The organism is Marinagarivorans sp., from assembly GCF_982758155.1.
Map to the genome: position 1 here is coordinate 1 of NZ_CEXWTU010000050.1, position 24,510 is coordinate 24,510.

At 46.2% G+C, this 24,510-nt stretch carries 22 protein-coding genes and 1 pseudogene; 8 read left to right on the forward strand and 15 right to left on the reverse strand.

The window, feature by feature from the left end; translation table 11 throughout:
- From carB to AC3A8L_RS07925, 5 genes and pseudogenes are all read left to right on the forward strand, one after another.
- Window positions 1-637 (forward strand): annotated as a pseudogene (gene carB / locus AC3A8L_RS07905) (carbamoyl-phosphate synthase large subunit); the annotation flags it as partial.
- On the forward strand, window positions 637-1,119 hold the full coding sequence (gene greA, locus AC3A8L_RS07910) for a transcription elongation factor GreA (RefSeq protein WP_487961693.1): 483 nt from the start codon (window positions 637-639) through the stop codon (window positions 1,117-1,119). The pseudogene carB and the gene greA, both read left to right, overlap by 1 nt.
- Window positions 1,120-1,189: 70 nt before the next feature.
- Window positions 1,190-1,741 (forward strand): hypothetical protein, encoded by a 552-nt coding sequence (locus tag AC3A8L_RS07915; RefSeq protein ID WP_487961694.1) that lies wholly within the window; start codon window positions 1,190-1,192, stop codon window positions 1,739-1,741.
- Between the two features lie 107 nt (window positions 1,742-1,848).
- On the forward strand, window positions 1,849-3,594 hold the full coding sequence (locus AC3A8L_RS07920) for a glycoside hydrolase family 9 protein (RefSeq protein WP_487961695.1): 1,746 nt from the start codon (window positions 1,849-1,851) through the stop codon (window positions 3,592-3,594).
- 169 nt (window positions 3,595-3,763) lie between these two features.
- A complete protein-coding gene (locus AC3A8L_RS07925) occupies window positions 3,764-4,105 on the forward strand; it encodes a hypothetical protein (protein WP_487961696.1) in 342 nt (113 codons plus the stop codon).
- 93 nt (window positions 4,106-4,198) lie between these two features.
- On the opposite strand, the gene AC3A8L_RS07930 is transcribed toward AC3A8L_RS07925, so the two are convergent.
- The 8 genes from AC3A8L_RS07930 to AC3A8L_RS07965 form a co-directional block, all read right to left on the reverse strand.
- On the reverse strand, window positions 4,199-4,798 hold the full coding sequence (locus AC3A8L_RS07930; protein ID WP_487961697.1) for a cytochrome c3 family protein: 600 nt from the start codon (window positions 4,796-4,798) through the stop codon (window positions 4,199-4,201).
- Window positions 4,799-4,806: 8 nt separating this feature from the next.
- On the reverse strand, window positions 4,807-5,259 hold the full coding sequence (locus tag AC3A8L_RS07935) for a nitrate reductase cytochrome c-type subunit (RefSeq protein ID WP_487961698.1): 453 nt from the start codon (window positions 5,257-5,259) through the stop codon (window positions 4,807-4,809).
- 38 nt (window positions 5,260-5,297) lie between these two features.
- Window positions 5,298-7,796 (reverse strand): nitrate reductase catalytic subunit NapA, encoded by a 2,499-nt coding sequence (gene napA, locus AC3A8L_RS07940; RefSeq protein WP_487961699.1) that lies wholly within the window; start codon window positions 7,794-7,796, stop codon window positions 5,298-5,300.
- A complete protein-coding gene (locus AC3A8L_RS07945) occupies window positions 7,793-8,071 on the reverse strand; it encodes a chaperone NapD (protein WP_487961700.1) in 279 nt (92 codons plus the stop codon). Before AC3A8L_RS07945 ends, napA begins: the two co-directional genes overlap by 4 nt.
- A gap of 11 nt (window positions 8,072-8,082) precedes the next feature.
- A complete protein-coding gene (locus AC3A8L_RS07950) occupies window positions 8,083-8,328 on the reverse strand; it encodes a periplasmic nitrate reductase, NapE protein (protein WP_487961714.1) in 246 nt (81 codons plus the stop codon).
- 263 nt (window positions 8,329-8,591) lie between these two features.
- A complete protein-coding gene (locus tag AC3A8L_RS07955) occupies window positions 8,592-12,284 on the reverse strand; it encodes a PAS domain S-box protein (RefSeq protein ID WP_487961701.1) in 3,693 nt (1,230 codons plus the stop codon).
- A gap of 97 nt (window positions 12,285-12,381) precedes the next feature.
- Window positions 12,382-14,103, reverse strand: a complete 1,722-nt coding sequence (locus AC3A8L_RS07960; protein ID WP_487961702.1) for a two-component system response regulator — start codon at window positions 14,101-14,103, stop codon at window positions 12,382-12,384.
- Window positions 14,103-14,555, reverse strand: a complete 453-nt coding sequence (locus AC3A8L_RS07965; RefSeq protein ID WP_487961703.1) for a response regulator — start codon at window positions 14,553-14,555, stop codon at window positions 14,103-14,105. The genes AC3A8L_RS07960 and AC3A8L_RS07965 overlap by 1 nt, the downstream gene beginning before the upstream one ends.
- Before the next feature lie 236 nt (window positions 14,556-14,791).
- On the opposite strand from AC3A8L_RS07965, the gene rpiA reads away from it, so the two are divergent.
- From rpiA to AC3A8L_RS07980, 3 genes are all read left to right on the forward strand, one after another.
- Window positions 14,792-15,469, forward strand: a complete 678-nt coding sequence (gene rpiA / locus AC3A8L_RS07970) for a ribose-5-phosphate isomerase RpiA (protein ID WP_487961704.1) — start codon at window positions 14,792-14,794, stop codon at window positions 15,467-15,469.
- A 152-nt stretch (window positions 15,470-15,621) separates the two neighbouring features.
- A complete protein-coding gene (gene serA / locus AC3A8L_RS07975; RefSeq protein WP_487961705.1) occupies window positions 15,622-16,857 on the forward strand; it encodes a phosphoglycerate dehydrogenase in 1,236 nt (411 codons plus the stop codon).
- Between the two features lie 80 nt (window positions 16,858-16,937).
- Window positions 16,938-17,354, forward strand: a complete 417-nt coding sequence (locus AC3A8L_RS07980; protein WP_487961706.1) for an acyl-CoA thioesterase — start codon at window positions 16,938-16,940, stop codon at window positions 17,352-17,354.
- Window positions 17,355-17,401: 47 nt separating this feature from the next.
- Here the strand turns inward: AC3A8L_RS07980 and AC3A8L_RS07985 are convergent, their stop codons facing one another.
- The 7 genes from AC3A8L_RS07985 to AC3A8L_RS08015 form a co-directional block, all read right to left on the reverse strand.
- Window positions 17,402-18,451 carry an alpha/beta hydrolase gene (locus AC3A8L_RS07985; protein WP_487961707.1) on the reverse strand — a complete coding sequence of 350 codons (1,050 nt, stop codon included), beginning with the start codon at window positions 18,449-18,451 and terminating at the stop codon, window positions 17,402-17,404.
- A gap of 141 nt (window positions 18,452-18,592) precedes the next feature.
- Entirely contained in the window at window positions 18,593-19,330 is a 738-nt protein-coding gene (locus tag AC3A8L_RS07990) for an NRDE family protein (protein ID WP_487961708.1), read from the reverse strand.
- Window positions 19,330-19,872, reverse strand: a complete 543-nt coding sequence (locus AC3A8L_RS07995) for a hypothetical protein (protein WP_487961709.1) — start codon at window positions 19,870-19,872, stop codon at window positions 19,330-19,332. Before AC3A8L_RS07995 ends, AC3A8L_RS07990 begins: the two co-directional genes overlap by 1 nt.
- Window positions 19,862-21,622: a bifunctional lysophospholipid acyltransferase family protein/GNAT family N-acetyltransferase gene (locus tag AC3A8L_RS08000; protein WP_487961710.1), complete on the reverse strand. Its 1,761-nt coding sequence runs from the start codon at window positions 21,620-21,622 to the stop codon at window positions 19,862-19,864. The genes AC3A8L_RS07995 and AC3A8L_RS08000 overlap by 11 nt, the downstream gene beginning before the upstream one ends.
- Window positions 21,623-21,643: 21 nt before the next feature.
- Window positions 21,644-22,765 carry a D-alanine--D-alanine ligase gene (locus tag AC3A8L_RS08005; protein WP_487961711.1) on the reverse strand — a complete coding sequence of 374 codons (1,122 nt, stop codon included), beginning with the start codon at window positions 22,763-22,765 and terminating at the stop codon, window positions 21,644-21,646.
- Window positions 22,766-23,082: 317 nt separating this feature from the next.
- Window positions 23,083-23,688, reverse strand: coding sequence for a response regulator transcription factor (locus AC3A8L_RS08010; RefSeq protein ID WP_487961712.1), 606 nt, complete (start codon window positions 23,686-23,688; stop codon window positions 23,083-23,085).
- 45 nt (window positions 23,689-23,733) lie between these two features.
- On the reverse strand, window positions 23,734-24,510 hold a 777-nt coding region (locus AC3A8L_RS08015), incomplete at its 5' end, for a sensor histidine kinase (protein ID WP_487961713.1).

The window sequence follows — 24,510 nt, forward strand, 5'->3', positions numbered from 1 at the left end:
CCAAATTGCAGCGCGCGTGCAAACCGGCATATCTCTCGCTGAACAAGGCTTCACCAAAGAAATTATCCCTGCCTACTACAGCGTGAAAGAAGCGGTTTTCCCCTTCAATAAATTCCCATCTGTAGATCCAATACTTGGGCCAGAAATGAAATCCACAGGCGAAGTCATGGGCATTGGCGATACCTTTGCCGAAGCTTATGCAAAAGCACAATCCGGTGCCGGGTCCCAAATCCCTACATCCGGTAAAGCTTTTGTCAGCGTTCGCGACTTCGACAAAGACGATGTGGTTATCGTAGCTAAAGAGCTTGTAGACCTTGGCTTTGAATTAGTCGCCACCCGTGGAACTGCCGCTAAATTATCTGCCGTGGGTATTAGCGTAACGACAGTGAACAAGGCCACCGAAGGTCGCCCACACATTGTCGACATGATAAAGAATCGCGAAATTGCCTTGGTGATCAACACCACCGAAGGTGAGCGCGCTATTAAAGATTCTGCCGCCATTCGCCGAAGCGCCGAAACCAACCGCGTTTACTACACCACCACACTGGCCGCCGCTAATGCCATTTGCATGGCACTACGTTTTGGCGAAGAACGGCAAGTCCGTCGCTTACAAGACCTGCACAAGGAATTAGTCTAATGTCCCTAAATAAAGTCCCCATGACAGTGCAAGGCGCCCAAGCCTTGCAGGACGAACTCGACAACCTTAAACGCGTGGTACGCCCACGCATTGTGGCAGCCATTGCCGAAGCCCGTGAGCATGGTGATTTGAAAGAAAACGCCGAATACCATGCCGCACGCGAACAGCAGGGTTTTTGTGAAGGCCGAGTGCAAGATATTGAAGGTAAGCTGTCTCATGTTCAGATTATTGATGTGAAAACAATACCCGCTACCGGCAAAGTAATTTTTGGCACCACAGTCGATATTATCAATGTTGAAACCGACGCTAAATTAACCTATCAAATTGTTGGAGAAGACGAAGCCAGCATCAAAGATGGGAAAATATCTGTGGGCTCACCCATTGCCAGAGCGCTAATCGGTAAAGAAATCGGTGATGTTGCACTCGTAAGGGCACCCGGTGGTGATATCGAATTCGAAATAGACGCCGTACGACACATATAAAAGCGGATACCCATGACAATGAAAATTGCATGGGTACTCCTCCCTACCGCACACTCGATACGCGCCGATTATGGATCAAACCCCAGATAAACCCCCTTTTTACGTTGTCTCCATGGGCAAGTTTTCCGCCCTTTTTATTGGCACCATGGGCCTTTACCAGTTCTACTGGTTCTATAAACATTGGCAGCTCCTAGGGGCAGCACAAGAACGCAATACATTGCCAATTGCTCGCTCACTCTTCCATGTTTTTTTTATTTCATTCCTCTGCACAGAGCTTGCAGAAACCGAAAAAAAACAAGGGCAGCACTACAAGTGGAGCCCGCAAGGCTTAGCACTAGGCTTTATCGCACTGCAAATTATCGGTGTACTGGTTTCTATTGCCGTCTTCCAAAATAAGATAAGCGTTGGTTGGCTGATGCTGCAATTCCCGATACTGTTCGGGCACTACTACTATTTATACCGTTTTCAACTGGTCGCCAACCGAGTTTGCCAAGACCCCTACGGCAAAGCTAATGCAAAGCTAACCCCCATCAACCACGCCTGGATGATATTTGGCATCATTCACTGGCTAGACCAAATACGCACTCTATACTTACTAGTATCCGGCCAAGTATCGCTTTAAAGCCATTCTTCCCCGGCACCTATACAGGCAACATCCGCTTTGCTAGGCTCATACTAACAAGGGCTATAAATGCCTTCTTAAAGTAAGCACATAAGAGAGGGTACACGATGCGTTTAAATCCATTAGCCTTAGTCATAGCCGCAGCTACGCTATCCATTTCGACACTCACAACGGCAGAAAACCTTCCTGCGGCAGAAGAAACAACTGGCACCGCCTCAGGGATACTTGCTAATCAAGTTGGCTTTTTACCCTCACAATTCAAAGCTGCTGTAGTACCCAATCTTCCAACGAATGAATTTAAGCTTACGGACAAAAGCTCTGGCAAGATTGTTTACAACGGCGTGTTATCCGAACCTAAAGTTTGGAGCGAAGCCCAAGAGACCGTAAAAATAGCAGACTTCAGTGGTTTTAATTACGCTGGAACATATCAGCTGACAATAGAAGGCGTCGATACACCTTTTGAAGTGAATATTGGAAGTAACATTTATAGAGATGCACTCGCAGGCGCCATCAAATCCTACTATTACAACCGCAATAGCCTCGCACTTGAAGAGCGCCATGCTGGCGTATTTCATCGTCCGGCTTCACATCCAGATACCATAGTCTATGTTCACGCTTCTGCAGCAACCAAAGAACGCCCCGAAGGCACCATTATTAGTTCACCAAAAGGTTGGTTTGATGCTGGCGACTACGGAAAATACATCGTCAATTCAAACATTACCACCTATACCCTGCTTAGAACCTTAGAAAACAACCCCGATCTGTTTGCGCAACTTGATCTAAATATTCCAGAATCCAACGACGCCCTTCCCGACCTACTCAACGAGACCCTTTGGAATTTAGATTGGATGGAAAGCATGCAAGACGCTGACGGAGGGCTTTACCACAAGCTCACCGCCAAGCGCTTTGAAGATTTAGCCATGCCCCACGAAGAATACAAACCACGCTTTGTCGTCCAAAAAACTACGGCAGCAACACTCGGCTTTGCCGCAGTATTCGCCCGCGCCAGCAAAGTTGTCGAACGCTACGAAAATCAATTACCAGGCCGTTCAGCTCGCTACAAACAAGCCGCCATCCGCGCTTGGGAGTGGGCAAAGAAAAACCCTAAAATCACCTACGTTCAACCCGAAGACTTTCAAACGGGCATGTATGGAACAAAGCCAGAACACCTCGGTGACGAATGGGCGTGGGCCGCAGCCGAGATGTTTCAAGTCACGGGTAAAAAGAAATACCTCAAAGCATTCGAGCTCCCTGAAAAAGTGCGGGCACCAGAATGGGGAGGCGTAGAGCTACTCGCACTCACAAGCCTAGCCGAGAACCCTAAAACACCCAAAAAACTCAAAACAAGTATTGTCGAACAGCTGAAAACAACAGCCGACAACTGGGTAGCAGAAGCACAAAAATCGGGGTACGGCGTACCGCTGTTTGGTTCAAATTTTCGCTGGGGGGGCAACGGCTTTGCGGCCAACAAAGCACTCGCATTATTTGAAATCAACCGCATCAGCCCTAACCCAGATTACGTCAAATCAGCACAAGCACTGCTGGACTATTTATTCGGCCGAAACCCTAACGCTATTTCTTATTTAACAGGTTTCGGAGAAAAAGCAGCCAAGGCGCCTCATCATAGAATTTCTGCAGCCGATAAAATCGATGCACCGGTACCCGGAATGTTAGTAGGTGGTCCTCACCAAGGCCATCAAGACGAAGCCGAATGCGCACGCTACGAAACATCTTACGATATCAGCATCCCCGCTAAGTCTTATGTCGATCACTGGTGCAGTTACGCCACCAATGAAATCGCGATTAATTGGAATGCCGGTATTGTTTATATATTGGCCGAAATGAACCGATAGCTCTTATGCCCAAACGCCTTTGGTGGAGCCTGTAACGCTTACGCCAAAGACACCCCCCTATTTCGGCCAACCCGAACACATCGGCATAACCCAGCACCTAACCCAAGTGATAAGCGCCACAGACAATCACAAAAATTATGCAATGCATCTCGACTTGGAGACCCGTTAAGTGAAAAGCACCTTGCTCATATCAGATAACAAAAAACTGTTTGTCACTTATCGCATTGAAGCTGGCTGCCTTGGGCCTAAAGGTAATGAACATATTGCTGGTTTTTGTACTTACGCCCAATCAAAGCTTGGCTCACTAGCTTCGGATCACATGAGCTTAAGCTTTGAACCCAGAAACGACAAAACCTTACCCGAAATGCAATACACACTGGCAAACAAAAGAATAAACCACCTCCAGGCCAAAAAATATTTAGCGCGATTCGACAAAATCCCAGAAGGCTTTGATGATGATTTTAGCGATCAACTGGAAGCGTTAATAAATGAATATATGGGTCACTTATAAACGCTCCGCAATGCTAAAAATTAGTTATCCCACCGATTGATCTTGAGCTCAGCTTGCGCGCACTCCCTGAATAACTTGTTAACACGAAAGAATCTACCAACCCTCCACACCCGTCATATCCGGTAAATCATGAGCAATACCCTTATGGCAATCGATACAAGTTTTCTCTCCGCTGGCTAGAGCAGTACTATGCTGGGTGGCTGCACGCTGGCTTTGACGAGTAAAATCCATATACTCGAAGTTATGGCAATTTCGGCACTCCAATGAGTCATTGGCTTTAAGCCGATCCCATTCATGTTGTGCAAGCGATAGGCGCTTATCCAAGAACTTTTCACGGGTATCAATGGTACCGAACATTTTCCCCCAGACCTCTTTCGAAGCCTGCATTTTACGTGCAATTTTATTTCCCCACTCATGCGGAACATGGCAGTCTGGGCACGTTGCACGAACACCCGATCCATTAGAAAAATGAACCGTTGTTTGCAGCTCCTCATAAACGTTATTGCGCATTTCGTGGCAACCAATACAAAAAGCCTCTGTATTAGTGACCTCCAGCGCCGTATTAAAGCCCCCCCAAAATATAATGCCAGCCAGAAAACCACCTAGGGTCAAAAAACCCAAACCGAAATGAACCGACGGACGACTAAAAATAAGCCAATATTTTTTCAGTAAGGCGAGTACATTCTTAATCATGCAGTCACCTATTTAGCGCTATTTTTTTGGGAAGAAATATCATGCATGTCAACAAACGTACTATCAACTAAAGGCTTATTAGTCACTTGCGTCACATGGCACTGGGTACAAAAATAACGGCGAGGGGAGACTTCTGCCAAAAAATTACCCTCGCGGTCCATATAGTGTGTAACGCTGATCATTGGCGCCAGGCTTTCTTCAACACGCTTGCGCGCATGGCAACCCATACATTTATTAACATTAATATCAATTTGATAGCCATCAATTTTGTGCGGAATAATCGGCGGCTGCATAGGAAATACTCGTGCCTTACGCTTATTACCATCCCCAGCATTACCCAGTAATGCGGGAGATACATTCACTTCAGCTAAAGGCGTACCCTGTCGCAAAGTAGCAACATCACTTGCCCACAAAGTAGACGAAAAAAATGCAGCGCATGATACGGCGAGTAATAATTGCATTTTTAGTCGCTGCGACAGGCTTCTTACACTAAGCACTCTCATACCACTTTACTCACTTTTACTGCACACTTTTTATAGTCCGTTTGCTTTGAAATTGGATCTATTGCATCGAGCGTAACTTTGTTAATAAGCTGCCTGGAATCAAACCAAGGAACAAAAATTAAACCTTTAGGCGGCTTATTTCTTCCGCGTGTTTCAATTCTAGAAATAATATGACCTCGACGCGATTCAATACGCACCTTATCTCCACGCCTTAACCCCGCCGCTTTAGCATCATGTGGATTAATAAAACACACAGCATCAGGAAAGGCTCGGTAAAGCTCCGGCACACGCTGCGTCATAGATCCCGAATGCCAATGTTCCAAAACCCGCCCCGTACATAACCACAAAGGAAACTCAGCATCTGGTGATTCTGGCGGTTTTTCGTAGGGCAAGGCGAAAATAATAGCGCGCCCATCGGGCTTGCCGTAAAACTCAAACCCTGAACCCTTTTTAACATACGGATCGCTACCCTCACGGTAACGCCATAGTGTTTCCTTGCCGTCAACAACAGGCCAACGCAAACCACGCTCTTGATGGTAACGATCAAAATCAGCCAAATCATGGCCATGCCCGCGCCCAAAAGTCGCATATTCTTCAAACAGGCCTTTTTGCACATAGAAGCCAAAATCTTTTGCTTCATCGTTACTGTAATCTTTAGATGTTTGCTCCAAGCCAAATTTATCAACATTGCCATTTTTGAATAACACATCAAACAAGCTTTTAGCTTTATAACTTGTATTATTGGCTAATAACTCTTTTGGCCAGACCTCATCGGTTGTGAAATATTTGGCGAATTCCATCAACTGCCAAAGGTCAGACTTTGCTTCCCCTGGTGCATCAACCAACTGGTGCCAAAACTGTGTACGGCGCTCAGCATTACCATAGGCACCTTCTTTTTCTACCCACATAGCTGTCGGTAAAATTAAGTCGCCAGCCTGCGCGGTAACTGTTGGGTAGGCGTCACTCACAACAATAAAATTTTCGGGGTTGCGATAACCGGGCAGCCCTTCTTCCAACATGTTAGCCCCGGCCTGCATATTGTTATTACACATCACCCAGTAAGCATTAATTTTACCGTCCTTAAGATGACGGTTATGCAAAACAGCATGCGCCCCAACCTTTGGATTAATAGTGCCTGCAGGTAGGTTCCAAATTTTCTCAGCTGTTTTACGATGCTCTTCTTTAGCAACAAGCAGATCGGCCGGTAAACGATGAGCAAAGGTACCCACTTCACGCGCTGTGCCGCACGCTGAAGGCTGCCCCGTTAAACTAAAAGGACTGTTGCCAGGCGTTGAAATTTTTCCGGTTAGCAAATGCAGATTATAAATTAGATTATTCATCCAGGCGCCACGGGTATGCTGGTTAACACCCATAGTCCATAACGACATCACCTTGATTTTTGGGTCCGCATAGAGCTTCGCCATTTTAATCAAGGCATCTTCACTAACACCACTGATTTCACTGGCTTTCTCTACCGTGTAATCGGCAACAAATTTAGCATAGGCATCGAAATCGATCGATTCAGAATCGTTTGGGTTATTCGCATTCTTGGCGATCTTTTCACGCTCATCCTCAGGCCTTAAACCATAGCCAATATCAGTAACGCCTTTACGAAAATTAGTATGTTTATTAACAAAATCCCAATTTACTTTTTTATTTTGAATAATGTAATTCGCAATATAATTTGCAATCGCCAAATCTGTATTGGGGTTAAAAATAACGGGAATATCGGCCAAGTCAAAACTGCGGTGCTCATAGGTGGACATCACGCAGACCTGCGTGCCCGGCGTACTTAAACGGCGATCGGCTATACGCGTCCACAATATGGGGTGCATTTCTGCCATATTAGACCCCCAAAGTACAAAAGCATCGGCATGCTCAAAGTCGTCGTAGCACCCCATAGGCTCATCAATGCCAAAGGTTCGCATAAAACCCGCAACAGCACTGGCCATACAATGGCGCGCATTAGGCTCTAAGTTGTTGGAACGAAAACCGGCCTTCATCAGCTTAACGCCAGCATAGCCTTCCCATACGGTCCACTGACCAGAACCAAACATACCAATTCCGTCGGGGCCTTTTTCGTTCAGCGTGTGTTTGAATTTTTCTGCCATAACGGTAAAAGCAGTATTCCAACTCACTTCAGTAAAATCACCATTTTTGTCGTACTTGCCGTCGCGCATACGAAGCAAAGGCATAGTCAGGCGATCTTTGCCGTACATGACTTTCGATAAGAAATAACCTTTCACACAATTTAAACCACGATTCACCGGCGATTTAATATCCCCATGAGTAGCCACCACTTGACCGGCTTTCGTCGCAACGTTCACACTGCACCCTGTACCACAAAATCGGCAAGGAGCCTTAGACCACGTTAAACGCGTATCGTCTAAAGCCGTAATCATGTTGCTAGCATCCGAGGGTAAAATAATACCTGCCGCAGCGCATGCGGTAGCCGTCGCTTGCTGCCTTACAAATTCTCGACGAGAAATACTCATAGTGTTTTCTCATAAAGGGGTTGATTGAGTTCAACGATTGACTCGTTGTGGTGATAAACCATCGTTGCAGAAATAACACCTTCAATCGATTTCAAGGCATCAATCTTCGCTTCTGTATCCCGTAAGGTAGCGGCCTCTAGTACAACGATGAGCTTCCCCTGTAATGGATCGCTCGCTGAAACAGAGGCGTTTCCTAATAAACTAATGTAATTACTAACCACAGGTAACGCGGAATTTACGACCTGCACAATAACGCTGCTAATATGTAACATCATCAAATAGCGCCTTAATGACCAAAAGTAATTTGCGACAACCAAATCGCTAAGCCGTAGGACCCAACAATGGCAATAGCCAGCAACGGGAATAAAAACACACAAATAAAGACGATCATTTTTAACTCATCTTTCTTACTGATAGGAGCACCCGACATCATCCATCTCCACGTTAAGCTATTAAGGCCTAAACATAGTGTTGCATTATTAAATTTAAGCTGAGAAAAACCAAGAAAACCGAAGCCTAGCCGTGACAACATCAATTAACAGTCATCAAGATAGACTACTACTATTAACCGCAAAGGAGGCCCTACGAATTTGACTTACATCAATGATTTTCACGTTATATTTATGGAATACAATTTTTTGCGGTAGCCACATGAGATATGAACACACAGAATGTTGTATTCACGTGAGGTAATGAAAGGGTTCTGCTTTCTCAACTAAGCACATATCGCGGTCTAAGGGCCGCTGAGCAATAGTCGCTATAAAACTAGGTTTACAGCCATAGTATTGACTGCTTTTAAGACGGCTCTTCAGTACTCGATAATGGCAGTGAAAAATAGAAGGTACTTCCAGAATCCTTTTCTGATTCCAACCACAGGCGACCTTTATGCTGCATTACAACCTTCTGTACAATACTCAAACCTATACCGCTGCCGCCGCCATACTCCGCATTACTGTGCAAGCGCTTAAAAACTTCAAAAATCCTTTCTTGATACTCGGGGGCAATTCCAATGCCATTATCAATGACATAAAAAACAACTTCGTCGTCTAACTCATCACACCCCAAAGTAATTCGGCGATCCAGCCCTTCGCTATATTTCATCGCATTTGAAATAAGATTTCTGAACACCTCTTTTATTCGGACGTTGTCACAGAAGACAACAGGCATTGGGGTAGCGTAGCTAACAGCAACATTCAGCTCATCTAGTCGCGGCGATAACGACTCCAATACTTGTGTAATAAGATCGTCAATATCAACTTCTTTAAATGCAAGCTCTGTACGACCTAAACGAGAATAATTTAGCAAATCACTAATTAGGCGTTCCATATGCCCGGTTAAACGCGTAATACTCTGTAGCATCGCTTTGCCATCGCCATCCAATTCTTGACTGTAGTCTTCCTGCAAAAAAGTGGCGTAATTTGAAATCCCTCGTAAAGGTTCTTTTAAATCATGGCTCGCGATATGGGCAAAATCATCAAGCTCTTTATTGGAGCGTTTGAGTGCTTCTGTTTTTTCAGTATTGTCACGCTGCAATAATGTTTCTTCTGTGGAATTCCAAAGCACACCTCGAGCTCTCACGATTTTTCCATGCTCGTTCGAAAAATACCGGTACTTGCCCGTAACCCAAATAACCTCACCAGATAATTTAATTAAGCGGCAACAAAAATCAGTCACCTCAAGGTGGCGACGCGCATGTTCATCAACCATTCGGACATCGGCAATATCATGAGGGTGAATAACATCATCAATATCTTCCGGGCGCTCAGAAAAGGCACCTTCAGGCATATCAAGAATATTGTATAAGGTTGTGGACCACACCAAACGATTATCAGAGGCTTTCCACTCCCAACTCCCCAAACCAGAAGCATCCAAACCTAAGGCAATTAATTCATTGCGGCGTGCCAAACGATCTTCATACTCTAAACGTGTGTGAATATCACTAAAAACCACAACAGCGCCAAGGTTACAGTCGTCATCCGACATCAAAGGGGTACACACAAAATCTACCGGGACCGTCGTACCATCCTTACGCGTAAACAGTGCGTTGGGGCAGCGTGTTACCTGCCCCAATGAACACGCCTTAGTAATGGGGTCGTCATCGCCGTTATCCGAGTTGAAAATTACTTCACGAAAATTGACATTTCGAATATTGGTGGCATCGTAAGCCAGTAACTCACACGCGGCCAAATTAGCGTAAGTTACGCAGCCCATAGGATCGATACCGCAGACACCCTCCCCCAAATTAGCCATCAACAAACGTAACTGATTCTCGCTATCACGTACCGATTTTTGAGCACTGACCCGATCAGAGATATCGGCAATTAAAACTAAATAACGATAATCCCCTTCCCAAAGTATCTGCTTGAAAGTCACTTCAACCGGAACCCACTGTTTATCCAAACTGCATACCTTGGCAACAACGACAATCGGACGGCTTTTCTGCCCACCGAGATCTAACAATTTTTTCACTGAAGATAAATCGCAATCCGGTAAAACATCGTTTACTGTTGTCACTCTAATATCGATAGGCATCAAGCCTTGAGCGCTACTATTGGCGTATACAATAAAACCCTTCGTATCAACAACAACCAGTGACATCGGCAACGACTCTACAAGACTGTCTAATGTCTCATTTTGTCGACGCCGGTCTGTAATATCCTCTGATATACCTAAAATATAACGTGGCTTAGAATCACTGTCCCGAATAACCGTTTTACGTGTAAACAACCATCGTATTCCCGAAGGTGTATTAATACTTTCCTCGCCAACCTCTAGAGGCCCCTCATGATCAAGCACCTTAGTGTCAGTGACGGTACGCTTTAATGCGGCCTCTTCATCAAATAAATCATAGGCCGTTTTCCCCTCATAATGACTACGCTGAACACCCAGCACACGCTCCACATGACGATTAACCCTGACATATTTTCGAGAATGAGCATCTTTCACATAAACAAATAGCGGGAGGTCTTCAAATACTGCGTCCAAAAAACGCCTTTCCTCTTCTAATTCTTTCGAACGCTCACTCACTGCATATTCCAAAGATTGCGCACTGACTAAAGCGCTTAAAATAAGCAGCGTGAAAATGGCAATTAAAAGTAGCGATAGCATACTAATATGCAATAATTTTTTTTGTAGCCAGTACTCCATCCAAACCAAATCATAAACAGCCGTTAAGCGCCAAGATCGATCACCAAAATCAATTAACTGACGATAAACCTCATTACTCTGATTGGTGAAAAGTTCTCGCCCTCTAGACTGATAAAGTAAGCGGCCGGATAACACGTCCTCAATTTTAAAAGCGCGATAACCCTCAACATACTGCGCGCCAATTTCATAAGCCAAATTGGGCACATCAACAGCCGCAGCTAATAATTTTGAGGGGTCATCAGGGAAAAGTTGGTGTAGCAATATAGAAACAAAAGAGCCTGCAGATGTTCGCGCTAAATCCAAGTTCGGAAGTGTTCGAACCTCAACCCGAGAAGAAGCTGCCAGCAACACCCTTAGCGACATATCATCATTCGCTAAGGGCAAGCCTTTAATAATAGGGAAAGCCGTCTCAGGATGGATATGACCCAGGACATAATTATCGATAACCCCTTGCTCGTCTTCGGTCGCAATTAGCAGCGCAGTGGCAAAATAAGGCGGATCGCGATCCACCGCTTGATGCGCGTCCATTGTTTTTTCTGCTGCAGCTTTGTAACGGTCCGCGACCTGATTACGATCTTCCATTAGAAAAAAACGTAACGTTTGTAATTGTTGATAAACTGCGTTTACACGCCGCTCAAGCTCACCCGCATTATTATCCAAGGTGGCTTGATGCTCGAAAGTCAATTGCGCGCGCAACTGATGATAAAGTGCGCCGTAACACAATGCAGCTACAGCAAAAAGCCCTACAACAGGAATGACAATACGCAATTTTCGATAATGCGATATTAAATTATTTTTGAGATAAACCAGCAATAAACAAGGTGTGATAATGGCAACAGAACAAGCGTTACCAAAAAATAGGCTTAGCGCAACATCAATACTCGCAACAACATTAATATTGGCATAAGACTGTAATATGATAGTCAGCAATACCGCATTGAAAAAAGCCGGTAATATTCCGCCCGCAATAATAAGATGTAATAATTTTCGAGCATCCGCAAAAACCCAAAAATTGTCGCCGCAATAATGTTGAATCAACCATCGCCCAAGGCCCAGCTGGATAACCGGCAACACGATTAATGCGGCCAATAAAACACTGCCACTCCACGTCAAATACAACTCTGTATGTAAGCTATAAGTGAAGCACAATGAAGCAAGTAGCGATATGAGGTGCCAATACCCTCGCACCATTACTATCGCCAGCGCCACACCCGCCAATGGCCAGAATACACTTTGATAGCTCGCGGCCGGCGCAAGTGTAATACTGAGGTAAATGCAAAGGGAAAAAACGATTGCCGAACCCGCTAGCTCACCTAAACGCGCCAACCATATATTAGGCATAAGGCGCTTCAGCATCTAAAGCTATTGTTCGCCCTACGCGCTTAGATTGCAAGATAATGGGGGTTAACTTAGGCATAGGTCTATATCCCGAGATACACTAAGTTTGAGGCTTTACGAGAGGAAATCGCTTGAAAAAATCTGGCCAACCCTCTCCCACTGGGGCGGGCTTACCGAAATAAAATCCTTGTAATAAGTCACAACCGACTTGCGACGCCAATTCAAGTTCAGCCGCAGTTTCAACACCTTCTGCAATAATATCTAAACCTAAACTATGCCCCAAAGCCGTAACAGCGCTAATGACTTTTTTGTTTCTGCCATCGCGTGCATTATCGAGAAAAAAGTGTTTATCGATCTTTAAAGTATCCAATGGCAATTTGGTTAAATACGCCATTGAACTATAACCGGTACCAAAATCGTCAACAGCGATGCGCAGCCCTTTGCTGTGCAATTGATTTAAAAGCTCAACACTGCGATCAGGGTAAAGCATCAACGTCGACTCAGTAATTTCCAGTTCAACACGGCAAGGGTCCACCTGGTGTCGAGCCAGCGAATCCTCTATAGCTCGACTAATCGACCTGCTGTAACAATAGTTTGCTGGAATGTTTAGACATAGGTCAGCCGTTACGTCGCCATCCGCTAATTTTCGCGCTTGCAAAAAGGCTTCATGAAATAACCAATCGTGAAATCCATCCGCCAAACCGAGGCGATCGATCATTTCTATCAATTCCATCGCATAGACGTCGTAATCTAAACGCGGCCAACGCGACAATACCTCTAAGCGCTTAAGGTCATAATTGTGCGCACTGACAATAGGCTGAAAGACAAGGGCTAAATCACCGTTCGCAACCGCTGCCGGTAGGTCCCGCTCTAAAATCTGCTGGCGAGTCCACTCACGCTTATATTTTGCCGAAAAACTTACAAATTTAAGCGAATCGCTACGCTTTGCTCGCTGCAATGCTTCATCAGCTTGCTTCAGTAAATCATCACCATTGTTCGCCGTATCTGGATAAACAGATATACCGATAGAAATTTTTATCTCCTGCTGATTACCATTAATCAACATAGGCTGCTCTACCGCCTCAAGTAGTTTCTGTGCAATTTTACTGCATATATCAGTTTCTACTTGCTCCAACAGTATCGCAAACTCATCCGCCCCAAGGCGCGCCGGGGAATCTGTAGCACGACAGTGCTTACGAATACGTTCCGCCACTTCTTGTAATACTGCATCGCCGTATTCTTGACCGTGGCTTTCGTTCATCGGTTTAAACTTATGGATATCGAGGTGTAAAATCGCACACTTCTGGTTATAGCGATTACACCGGTGGATCGCCTGCCCCAACCGGTTGATGAGCAAACTGCGGTTGAGTAAGCCAGTAAGGGCGTCATAATGCGCCAAGCGCGTTAATTGTTTTTGCAGATTTGCTGTTTGCAAAGCACTGCGAATAGCGCCGTATAAGCGTGTTGCATTTATTTCACTTTTGATGAGGTAATCTTGGGCGCCGCTTTGGAGCATTTCTACCGCAATTTCTTCATCACCCTCACCCGTTAATACAATCACAGGCAACAGCTCTGCAGGAAATTCGCGGCGTATGTTTTTAAGTACCACCAAACCGTTTTGCCCAGGCAACTGATAATCTAAAATGCAACAGCAGGGATCATATTGAAGCAACATACTTTCAATATCTTGCCCGCTATCTAGCTCCACAACCGAAGGGAATTCATTCGCATATTTTTTCAAATATCGCTTATAAGCCGCTCGATCATCCGCATTATCGTCCACAATCAGTATCGAACGCACCGCAGCCACATCATCCCCCATCAGACATCCTCAAAATACGACAATGGTAAACGTGCCGTTTTAAGCCAAAACGATAAAGTCGAATTAATCGTCTCGGTAAAACCCGAAGTCGCCACCGGCTTTGTGACAAAGGCGTTGGCTCCAGCCCGGTAACTTCGCCGAATATCCTCAGGGGCATCGGACGTTGTAAACATCACAACCGGCACACTGACTAAACCGTCATGACTACGCAAAGTTTCTAGGAACTCGATGCCATCCATTCCGGGCAAGTTAATATCCAACAACAACAGACCTACATTAGCTAATCGGCCTTCATCCGACGTTAAAAACGCCAATGCATTTTCGGCTTTATCAAACCTCTGTAAGGGGTTAATAACACTCAAACGATTAAACGCGCGCTTAAGCACCAACAGGTCATCATCACTATCATCAACAACGCAGATACTGGGTGTCTTATAGGTTGCTACTACCATATGGCCCACTCGGTCCCCGCTCATTAATTACGCATGAAGTCATGGCCTACATCAAAAAGCATAGTTGAAGGCGTCAAAGCTGCAACACCCACAACGGCAACTAGCCATGCAGCACAAAAGTTATTTTGAGCGTTTAGAAGCCTCCCTCTTTAAGCTACAATGCCCGCCAAAATAGCGGACGACATCACCCTCGCCCGAAGGCCAACCCACTCGAACATCAGGAGTACTTTGCCAAAATGAACCAAGATCAGCTGAAACTCGCCGTCGCTCATGCCGCCCTACGCTATATAGCGCCTAAACTGACGCCGACTAGCGTATTAGGCATTGGCACTGGATCCACAGCTAACTTTTTTATTGACGGCCTCGCAGCGTATAAAGGCCAGTTTAAATCGACCGTCGCCAGTTCAGAAGCCAGCGCCGAGCGCCTGCGCGGGCACGGCATTTTAGTAGAAGACTTAAATGATACCGATGGCTTAGACCTTTATATTGACGGTGCCGACGAGACCAACGCCAACCTAGAGCTGATCAAAGGCGGTGGCGCAGCACTTACCCGCGAGAAAATCGTCGCGGCTGCTGCCAAAGAGTTTGTCTGCATCGCTGATGAAAGTAAGCTTGTGACGGTATTGGGGAAGTTCCCGCTACCTGTTGAGGTTATTCCTATGGCCCGAGAATATGTTGCCCGTGAACTCACTCGCCTAGGCGGCACCCCAGTCTATCGTGAAAGTGTAATCACTGATAACGGCGGCATTATTTTGGATGTTACAGGCCTCCGCATTAGCGATCCTAGTACGCTAGAGAGCCAAATCAACCAGATTACGGGTGTGATCACCAGCGGCTTATTTGCCCTCAGGCCCGCGGACGTACTTCTGCTAGGCACGGCAAATGGCGTCAAAACGCTCACCGCAAACGATTAAAAAACACCCAGAAAAGCAAGGAATTGTGGTAGAATCGCGCCCCATTTTTGACATCGGCGCCAAAGCAATCCCCCAGCATACAACGGCGTTTATGCAGTAAACCCCAGTTTTCACTTTCATCATCTAAACGTTTTATTTTTAGGTAAAGACATATGAGCGCGGCAAAGAAGTCACTCGACAAAAGCAAAATTAAATTTGTATTGCTAGAAGGCGTACACCAATCAGCAGTAGATACCTTAACTTCTGCCGGCTATACCAACATCGATTACTTACCCGCAGCCCTTACCGGTGATGAATTAATCGAACGAGTAAAAGACGCACACTTTGTGGGCTTGCGCTCACGCACACAACTCTCACGCGAAGTCTTTGAAAAAGCCGAAAAGCTAATAGCCGTAGGCTGTTTTTGCATTGGCACCAACCAAGTAGACCTTCAGGCCGCTCAAGATTACGGTATTGCTGTATTTAACGCACCTTACTCCAATACCCGCAGTGTTGCTGAACTCGTGATTGCCGAAGCGATTTTATTGTTGCGCGGCATTCCTGAGAAAAACGCCGGCTGCCACCGTGGTGAATGGTTAAAGTCTGCAGCAGGCTCTTTCGAAATTCGCGGCAAAACATTAGGCCTTGTAGGTTACGGCTCGATAGGCACACAAGTGAGTGTTTTAGCCGAATCACTCGGTATGCGCGTTATCTTTTGCGATGTAGTGAACAAGCTGCCCATGGGTAATGCCTCCCAGATCCCAACTCTCGACGCACTGCTAGCAAAAGCCGATATCGTGAGCCTTCACGTACCCGAAATTGCTGCCACCAAAGATATGATGGGCGCCGAGCAATTTGCCAAAATGAAGAAAGGCGCCATTTTCATTAACGCCTCACGCGGCACTGTCGTTGATATCGATGCGCTCGCCGCCGCCATGGAAAGCGGCCACTTATCAGGTACTGCTATCGATGTATTCCCCGTCGAGCCCAAAAGTAATAATGATGAATTCATAAGCCCGTTACGCGCTTTTGATAACGCCATCCTTACACCACACATTGGCGGCTCTACCGCTGAAGCTCAAGAGAACATTGGTTTAGAAGTTGCCAGCAAATTGGTGAAGTACTCCGATAATGGCACAACCACAAGCTCAGTGAACTTCCCAGAAGTGGCCCTCCCAGGCCAAAATGATGTTCACCGCTTGCTTCATGTTCACCATAATGAACCAGGCATTTTGGTAGCCATCAACCAAATTTTTAGCCAAAACAACATCAACATCTGCGGGCAATACCTGCAAACCAATGAAAAAGTGGGTTATGTGGTTGTCGACGTTAAAGCAACCTACGACGAAGCCGCCTTAGAACAACTTCGCAAAATTCCAGGCACTATTCGCTGCCGCGTTCTTTTCTAAGTAATTAGCCATCAAATAAAGCTCTAAGTCACACGAATTAGGGCTTTACCTCCTCCCCTAGCATCAATAGCGAGACCAACATGGACGACAGCTCAGTAGATGACTTCCTCTTTCGCTTAGACTTCAAAGTCCGCGATTATGAATGCGATCTTCAAGGCATCGTCAACAATAGCGTTTATCAAAACTATCTTGAACATGCGCGCCACGAATGCTTGCTCTCCCGCGGGGTGAGCTTTGCCAAGCTCGCACAAGAAGGCGTAAACCTAGTAGTCACTCGCGCCGAGCTAGACTACAAAAAGCCTTTGCGCAGTGGTGACAATTTTTGGGTAGGGGTAAAACTGCAAAAGAAAGGCTCTGCCCGAGGTATTTTTGAACAACAGATATTTCGCAGCCGTGACAATGCATTAGTTTTAAATGGCTTATTTACGTGGGCAGCAATTAACAACGAAGGCAAGCCCATGAGAACAGACTTTATTTTCTCGTATCTGCTCCCTTAGGGGTGAGGAAAACTCGACTCAAGCCTGTTAAGCCAAGCTCACGCCGGCTAATCCAAGTCGCGGTCGTTACCATTGGGGTCGCGAAAACTGCTCACATCGGCACCCGCCGCAGCCTGCGCCGCCAAAAAGACACCAACACTACTGACCAATGGCCTGCGAAATTCCGGTGACTCATTGACCAAATGATGCATGGCTTTATCAATCTGCACTTTCTTGAGATCACTGAGCTTTTCACTAAAAGCAGGGACATTAAAACGCCAATCAACCACGCGATCATCCGTTCCCTGCACCAACAACGCCGGAACATTCAATACAGGCTGTTCCTCAAAGTTAAACGCCCATTCACGCATTGCAGCTACCCAACGAACAGACAAGCGGCGACTTTGCAAAATATCGCTTGCAGCAAGGAAGTGATTGAACGATTCGTTGTGTGAATTACTAACAAAAGAACGATTAATAGAACGCATAATCGGTGAAAAGGCGCGGTAAGCCATATTCACCCACCGCCAGCGTGCCGAGCGCAGCAACGGCGCCAATAGAATAATCGCAGCATAAGGGCATTGTTTTCCTCGCTTAGCCGCCATAAAACAGTGATTCAATACCACGGCACCACCGGTACTCTGCCCCAAACCGTAAGCCGGCCCCTGCATACGAGACTCAAAGTATTGCACGCACTCAGCCAAGACATCCGCATAGCTATCAAAGCTATCAATAACCGTTGGCTCGCCATCACTTAACCCGTGCCCAGGCAAATCGATCGCGACTACGGAATAACCTTGATCGAGCAAATAACGCACTGCAGGCTGATACAGGCCGACATGATCAAATAATCCATGCACAACAAATACCGTACCTCTAGCCTCACTCAAACGCCAATAGTGAGTCGCTATTCGCCCCCAGCGCCCAGGCTCTCCCTCTGGCGTGCGGTAGCCGCAGTAATACTCCACTGACAGTCCCTTGAGGGTATACAAGAAGCCATAGAATTCAAGATAGTGATAAAGCGCCGGCAAGTCCGTATTGGTAGTACGGCACATGCGGTCGAGCGAGAAATCGCTAAAGGTTTTTTGTAGGCGAAGTAAATCGTGATGATCAAACATGTATTAAGCGCAGTAGAATTAACAACCTATGGAGCATAATCCCCTCACAACAATTTGACCAGTCAAAAGCCTACTTTTCAATACAACCGCAGAATACTGTTCGCTATAAAGCGATTACGCTATCCGTCCAGAAGCCCCATATTACACACTAAGCGACGCATTAATCGCCAGCGGCCAATAATGGCACACTACCGCCTCCGCCACCTGAGCCTGACAAATACTTCGCGTTTGCCGACCGGGCCGCTGCATATTAATACTCCACGAAGGATTTTTTTGATCCCGCGCACCATGTAACACGCTAACAACATCCCGAGAAAATTCATATGACGGGCGGCGCTTATGATGATTAACAAAATGTAAAAAGTGATTTCTTCTAAATACTGTCACGTCTTCTATATCGATAGAGGACGAGGTATAAAAAAAACCTCTATCAATAGCATGCTCTAGCTGTCGTAGCGCCCCTCCATCCCAAGCGAACTGATAACACAGCTCGCCCGAAAATACCAAAAGATCAAAAGGTTGAAAAAATCCACAATAAGCTGGAGACATTTTTTGGATAATTTCAGTAATGGTTGAGCACGCCAACAAGGAAGGAATAATCGCCCCTCGGCTAGTAAACCCGACACCCTTAGATAAATGACTGTCCTGATAACGATTAAGCAAGGTCATCACGAGCCCCGCACTACCAACACCAAACCATGTACCTTTTGTAGCAGCATCTGTCGGGTACCAATATTCCAACGCCCCTTCAGCATTTTTTTGTAACTCAACAGCGCCTTCAGCGCGATCAATCGCTTCATCACGATTCATTGTCACTATCAACTGAAACTGATTACCCAACGCTTTCACCGGCCTATAAAATGCTGTGACCGTACACACTACCGGTTCGCCTCAAAATCCACTAAATGCTTTCGCTCGTAACTCGCGGTACTTGGGGCTACACCGATATGGCTGGGCAAGTGGATATCAACGCCGCGTAACAACAATTTAACATACGCCACATGATGAATCGTATGGTTAATTAAATACAATAATTCACGCGCAATACAGGAATTAAAGCTGGCCGATTCCTGCTGCAAACAATCAATCTCAGAAATCACAACAACAGAAGTCTTAAATAACGCATCATCTCCAGGCAATTGCTGGCACCATGCTAATAACGTCGACAGCATTTTTTTTGATGCCACCAAATCCCGCTCGACCAACGACTCGCGATGGCGACAATTGTAATCAATGATGAGTGGGGCCTTCGTAGCCGCTAAAGCTGGCTGCAGCGCTAAAAAATGATCGTAAATATGGCGTAAATGACGACTCACACCCAAGCCAATAAAATGATCGACTGCCTTTGCATCATCAACAGGCAGGTACTCAAATACCGCCTCAACTTGCAGTAGGCTATGCAACAAAGCATTACGCAACATTTAAACGACTCCAGCGCGCATTAAAAACCTGCGCCCCATCCACACCAAGATAACGCTTAATATAACGCTGCGGTGTTTGCCTGAGATCGACATAAATCAAACCATCTAAAGAATTATTAAATCCAGTGTTCAGTGAGAAATCGATAAAATGTCCGTTCAACGCTAAATAATGACGAATTAATGCAGGAACTCTTAATCGGTAATTCGCGCGGCCTAATAGTTTATTAATCGCAGCCATACTCGCCATCGATTCAACTAAAGCCTCGCTCCAGAATTTTTCTTTTAAAACAACGGGTCGATGCGCTTTAACCAAGGCCCGCGTATTGTGATCGGCCGCGTACTTTGTCATTAAGGTATCGACCAACAATGCACGCACAACCGGGGCAAACGCCTGCGATATACTGACGCAGCCAAAAAGGGTATGACAACCAGGGTTTTTTAATATAAAACCACCTAAACCGCACCACAACATATCCAGTGCACCGCTATTATTTTGATAGCCCTGCGTAACAAAGGAACGGCCCACTTCGATAGCGCCACCCAGCGATGCCAAAAAGCGCTGATCATAAGCAAACAATGAATGACTATATAACCCTGCCACCCCCACCTTAGCCACAATATCGGCAGTATTAGCCGCGCGATAACTCCCGACCAACTGCTGCGCCTGATTATCCCACAATATAATATGATGGTAGAGGGCATCGAATTGATCCAGGTCACAAGCAAGGCCTGTTCCTTCTCCTGCCGCTCTAAATGTTTTTTCGCGCTCATTCGCCAGTACTGGCACCAACGGACCCAATGCCTCATAGGCTAAACAATAAACCGCCAAATCGCCCTTGCGCTGAATACAATGCTCAACTAAACCCGCAAGATGCTCTTGAACTCTCCCGTTCTGACTTTCGTCCAGCGCCGTGATATCGGCAGGACTGTGAAGGGGCTTCACGACTTCGGGCTCAGCAAGTAACTCGCACTGCAAACGCAAATATTCTGTCGCGGCCTTGGGCGTCAAACCCTCACCCTCCAAGACAAAAGGCTCGCCGACTGTTGCGCCCACAGTCTCGCCCTGCTTTGAAATCATCGCCCGCGGCAATAACAATGTTCGTAAGCGCGGGTGCACCAAACCACTTAAATAAAATAGTCGGCTATTTTTACCGGATACGTAAATCGGTAAACAGGTCGCTTTATACTTCAGCGCTAAACGCCCAACAATATCCTGCCAAGGGGCCTCGGTGATCGCCCAACGATTAGTCGTCATTTGCGCAACGGTACCCGAAGGGAATACCAACAAGGCACCACCAGAAGATAGATGTTTCGCGACCTGCCGCATCCCCTTAGCATTCTGCGCCTGCTTATTGGGGTTCAGTACATCAACACCAATAAACAAGTCATTAAATTCTTTAAAACTTAATAACATTTCATTGGTAAGGACTTTCAGGTCTTTCCTATGTTGCAACAAAAGCCGGCTTAATAGCATGCCCTCCAAACCGCCTAGCGGATGATTCGCCACAATAATTAAAGGTTCTTTTTTCCCCGCAGTAGATTGCGGCAACGCATCAAGAGACGCCTGATTAACAACATTAAAATTAACACCTGTTTTATTAAGCGTGTAATTCAGAAAAGCATTAGCATCACCACCACTGCCCTGCAGCCACTCGTCATACCAATCGCGAAGCACGTGTAAACGGGAGGCCGCATTGACTAACCAGCGTGCAGGTAGCGGAAGCCGCGCCAAAGTTAATGGGTTTGTCATGGAACATCCTAAGCAGTAGTTTTAATCGGTTTCGGGGTAATGCTGGGTAAGTTCGCGCTCGTAACGCCACGCTTTATACAACGCCTTAACTCCCGGCGCTTTACGACCTTTACGCACCTGATAAAGCCCTAATTGAAAGAGCGTTCGGTACTGCCACAACAGCGTTTTTATCGCATCCCAAAATTTTGCATCTTTATCCCAGATATGAATGGATTCAGAGCTCGCACCATTAATTTCAACAATTTCTAAATCTAAACCGCCCTTTAGCGCTGCTAACGATGAATATTTAACATCCATACGGCCGTAATAAAATTCAGGAAGGTCCGCCATAATTTCGTTAATAGCGCGTGTCAATTCCGCGGTAATATGCTCTCGGGCATCAGTGAATACCGCACCGCGACAATGGCTGGCCGAAAACAATAAACGATGCCGGTGCCCCTCAGGCACAACCGCAGACCACGCCGCCTTATTTTTACTGCGGTAAAGACTTAATAAACCACTGGCACGCGCATCCTGTTTAACCAACTCTTCAAGCGTACGCTTGCCGTCCCCGACCACACTAGGTGTATGCTTGAATGTTAACGAAACAATATCTCCCTGTTCATCTTCAGGGTGACGAACATAAAAAATACCCACTTCGGGCTCGTGAGTTGCCAACTGCTGGCACACAAATCCAGCCTCCAAAGGATACTTAGCAATCACTTCAGCTAACGCACTTTCTGTTACGACAAGCTTAACGCCTGCGCCGCGACATCCCGTGTCGGGCTTACACACAAAAGGAAGATGAATATTTTGTTCTTTTGCGCGACGAATACATTCAGCAGCCTGCTGCAAAGTAGGTTCACTGGACACCTGAACATAAACCCACGGCAGGATCGCCTGCCGGCAACGCCCTTTAGCCTGCGACATTAACTCATGCTTAGAGCCGCCAACCATGCCACCCAATGCAATTGTCGGATTAGCCAACAAGGGGGCCGTAACCGAGCGATAACGCACCGCATAAAACAGCCATAAGAAAACAACGGGGAAATACATCAGCCAGGTAGGCCAGAATTCGAAAAAAGAAGTGGTTTTAGCATCAGCAGTCTTTAGGTCCGCTGCCGATGAATGTTGAGCCTCGACAGGCTCTAACTTACTGTTCAATACGATACGCCTTCGGTTATTTATAGCCACTAGTAAGAATGCATACTATTGAGCGTACATCATCATTCAGCACATTAGCCCAAAGATATTGCGGCTTGATAACAATTTGATAACAACGATCCGAGAGACAAAGACATACAGTAACTTTTAAGCACCAGAATACCCTAGGTTTTAAGCGTAATTAATAACAATTTTATAACATTTGACGTGAAAAGCTACACTTCGGCAGCCAGAAAAGGGAGGAAGGAACGCCCCCATTAACTATCTTCGGCCACCTCTGTTCTATTGATAAAGGTTCGATTGATAAAGTGACACACCTAAATCCAGCCTTTTTCTGTTGCCATACGCGCCGCATCAATTCGGTTCGTCGCGCCTAACTTACTAATCGCTTCGGATAAATAATTGCGTACAGTCCCTTGCGACAAACACATTTTCTGGCCGATCGCTGCGGTATTCAAGCCTTGCTGGGCCAGCTTCAAAGCCTGGCGTTCTTTATCCGTAAGCGGGTCTTGGCTGCCCATTGCCGATAGCGCCAGTTCAGAATCGATCACTTTTCGGCCCGCTTTAACATCACGCAGCGCCATAGCCAAGCGCTCCGCGGGGGCATCTTTTAACAAAAAACCCTCAGCACCCGCATCAAGCGCGCGCTTCAAATAGCCTGCGCGGGCAAAGGTCGTTAACATCACAACAGGTATAGCACTATGATGTTGCCTTATATATTGGCACAAACCAATACCGTCGAGCTCCGGCATTTGAATGTCCGTCACCACGATATCCACAGCATCAGGGTCAGCTGCCAACAACGCTTTTGCCTGTACGCCATTATTTGCCGTCGCGACCACGTCGATATCATCTTCCAAATTCAATAGCGCTTCTAAAGCACCGCGCACCATCGCTTGATCTTCAACCAACAATAACTTCATCAAAATACCTTCTCCTAATCACAACTCACCTAGCTCACAACTTATCTAGTTCACAAGCACTGACGCAGGCAGCGTTAAACATAATTCAGCCTGGCCTTGCGCACTCACACTAAAGACAGCGCTTCCGCCCATGGCTTGCGCACGCCTCGCCATACTGGTTAAGCCCAAACCATTACGATTGGTACTTGTGCCACCGGGGTTAGCAATACGCCACTGATAATCACTGGCCGTTATAGTATGACTAATCGCTATCTTTTTTTCACCCGCATGACGCAAAGCATTGGTCATTGCTTCGGTAAAAATAGCCACAATATCAGTCGCGTAACCCGCATCAAATTGTGGTAAGTCACCGGTACTTTTTACCTCAAAGCCCTGCTCCACTAACAACGATCTTAACTGCTGATACATCTCATTAACGTTGTTGGGTAACTTACCTTCTACGGCGTTACGAATCACTGCGCGGTTTTGCGCGGCCAATTCGACAATAGCGCCTAATTCCTGAGCGGCTTTATCGTATTGCCCTGCCGCCAATTGCTTTTGCGCCAATTGAGCCTTAAGCGCAATTGCGGTTAAGTGATGGCCGGTCGCATCATGAAGGTCATGCGCTATTCGCTCGCGCTCCTCCAGGTGGCTTGCACGCTCAATTTCATAGCTGAGCTTTCGTTTTTGCACCTCAATACCGGCCGTAAATACATTAATGGCCGCGGCAAATACCGCCGGTGCAATAAAATACCAAGCGAAATCCATAAACGCCCAAGCCGCAAATGCAATAGCCAAAGCCGTTGCCACACAGAATACAACCGCCTCTTTTCGAGACATTAA

Coding starts and splice junctions, on each gene's coding strand:
- greA (WP_487961693.1), top strand. CDS start 637: ATGTCCCTAAATAAAGTCCCCATGACAGTGCAAGGCGCCCAAGCCTTG.
- AC3A8L_RS07915 (WP_487961694.1), top strand. CDS start 1,190: ATGGATCAAACCCCAGATAAACCCCCTTTTTACGTTGTCTCCATGGGC.
- AC3A8L_RS07920 (WP_487961695.1), top strand. CDS start 1,849: ATGCGTTTAAATCCATTAGCCTTAGTCATAGCCGCAGCTACGCTATCC.
- AC3A8L_RS07930 (WP_487961697.1), bottom strand. CDS start 4,798: ATGATTAAGAATGTACTCGCCTTACTGAAAAAATATTGGCTTATTTTT.
- AC3A8L_RS07935 (WP_487961698.1), bottom strand. CDS start 5,259: ATGCAATTATTACTCGCCGTATCATGCGCTGCATTTTTTTCGTCTACT.
- napA (WP_487961699.1), bottom strand. CDS start 7,796: ATGAGTATTTCTCGTCGAGAATTTGTAAGGCAGCAAGCGACGGCTACC.
- AC3A8L_RS07945 (WP_487961700.1), bottom strand. CDS start 8,071: ATGATGTTACATATTAGCAGCGTTATTGTGCAGGTCGTAAATTCCGCG.
- AC3A8L_RS07950 (WP_487961714.1), bottom strand. CDS start 8,328: ATGTTGTCACGGCTAGGCTTCGGTTTTCTTGGTTTTTCTCAGCTTAAA.
- AC3A8L_RS07955 (WP_487961701.1), bottom strand. CDS start 12,284: ATGCCTAATATATGGTTGGCGCGTTTAGGTGAGCTAGCGGGTTCGGCA.
- AC3A8L_RS07960 (WP_487961702.1), bottom strand. CDS start 14,103: ATGGGGGATGATGTGGCTGCGGTGCGTTCGATACTGATTGTGGACGAT.
- AC3A8L_RS07965 (WP_487961703.1), bottom strand. CDS start 14,555: ATGGTAGTAGCAACCTATAAGACACCCAGTATCTGCGTTGTTGATGAT.
- rpiA (WP_487961704.1), top strand. CDS start 14,792: ATGAACCAAGATCAGCTGAAACTCGCCGTCGCTCATGCCGCCCTACGC.
- serA (WP_487961705.1), top strand. CDS start 15,622: ATGAGCGCGGCAAAGAAGTCACTCGACAAAAGCAAAATTAAATTTGTA.
- AC3A8L_RS07980 (WP_487961706.1), top strand. CDS start 16,938: ATGGACGACAGCTCAGTAGATGACTTCCTCTTTCGCTTAGACTTCAAA.
- AC3A8L_RS07985 (WP_487961707.1), bottom strand. CDS start 18,451: ATGTTTGATCATCACGATTTACTTCGCCTACAAAAAACCTTTAGCGAT.
- AC3A8L_RS07995 (WP_487961709.1), bottom strand. CDS start 19,872: ATGTTGCGTAATGCTTTGTTGCATAGCCTACTGCAAGTTGAGGCGGTA.
- AC3A8L_RS08000 (WP_487961710.1), bottom strand. CDS start 21,622: ATGACAAACCCATTAACTTTGGCGCGGCTTCCGCTACCTGCACGCTGG.
- AC3A8L_RS08010 (WP_487961712.1), bottom strand. CDS start 23,688: ATGAAGTTATTGTTGGTTGAAGATCAAGCGATGGTGCGCGGTGCTTTA.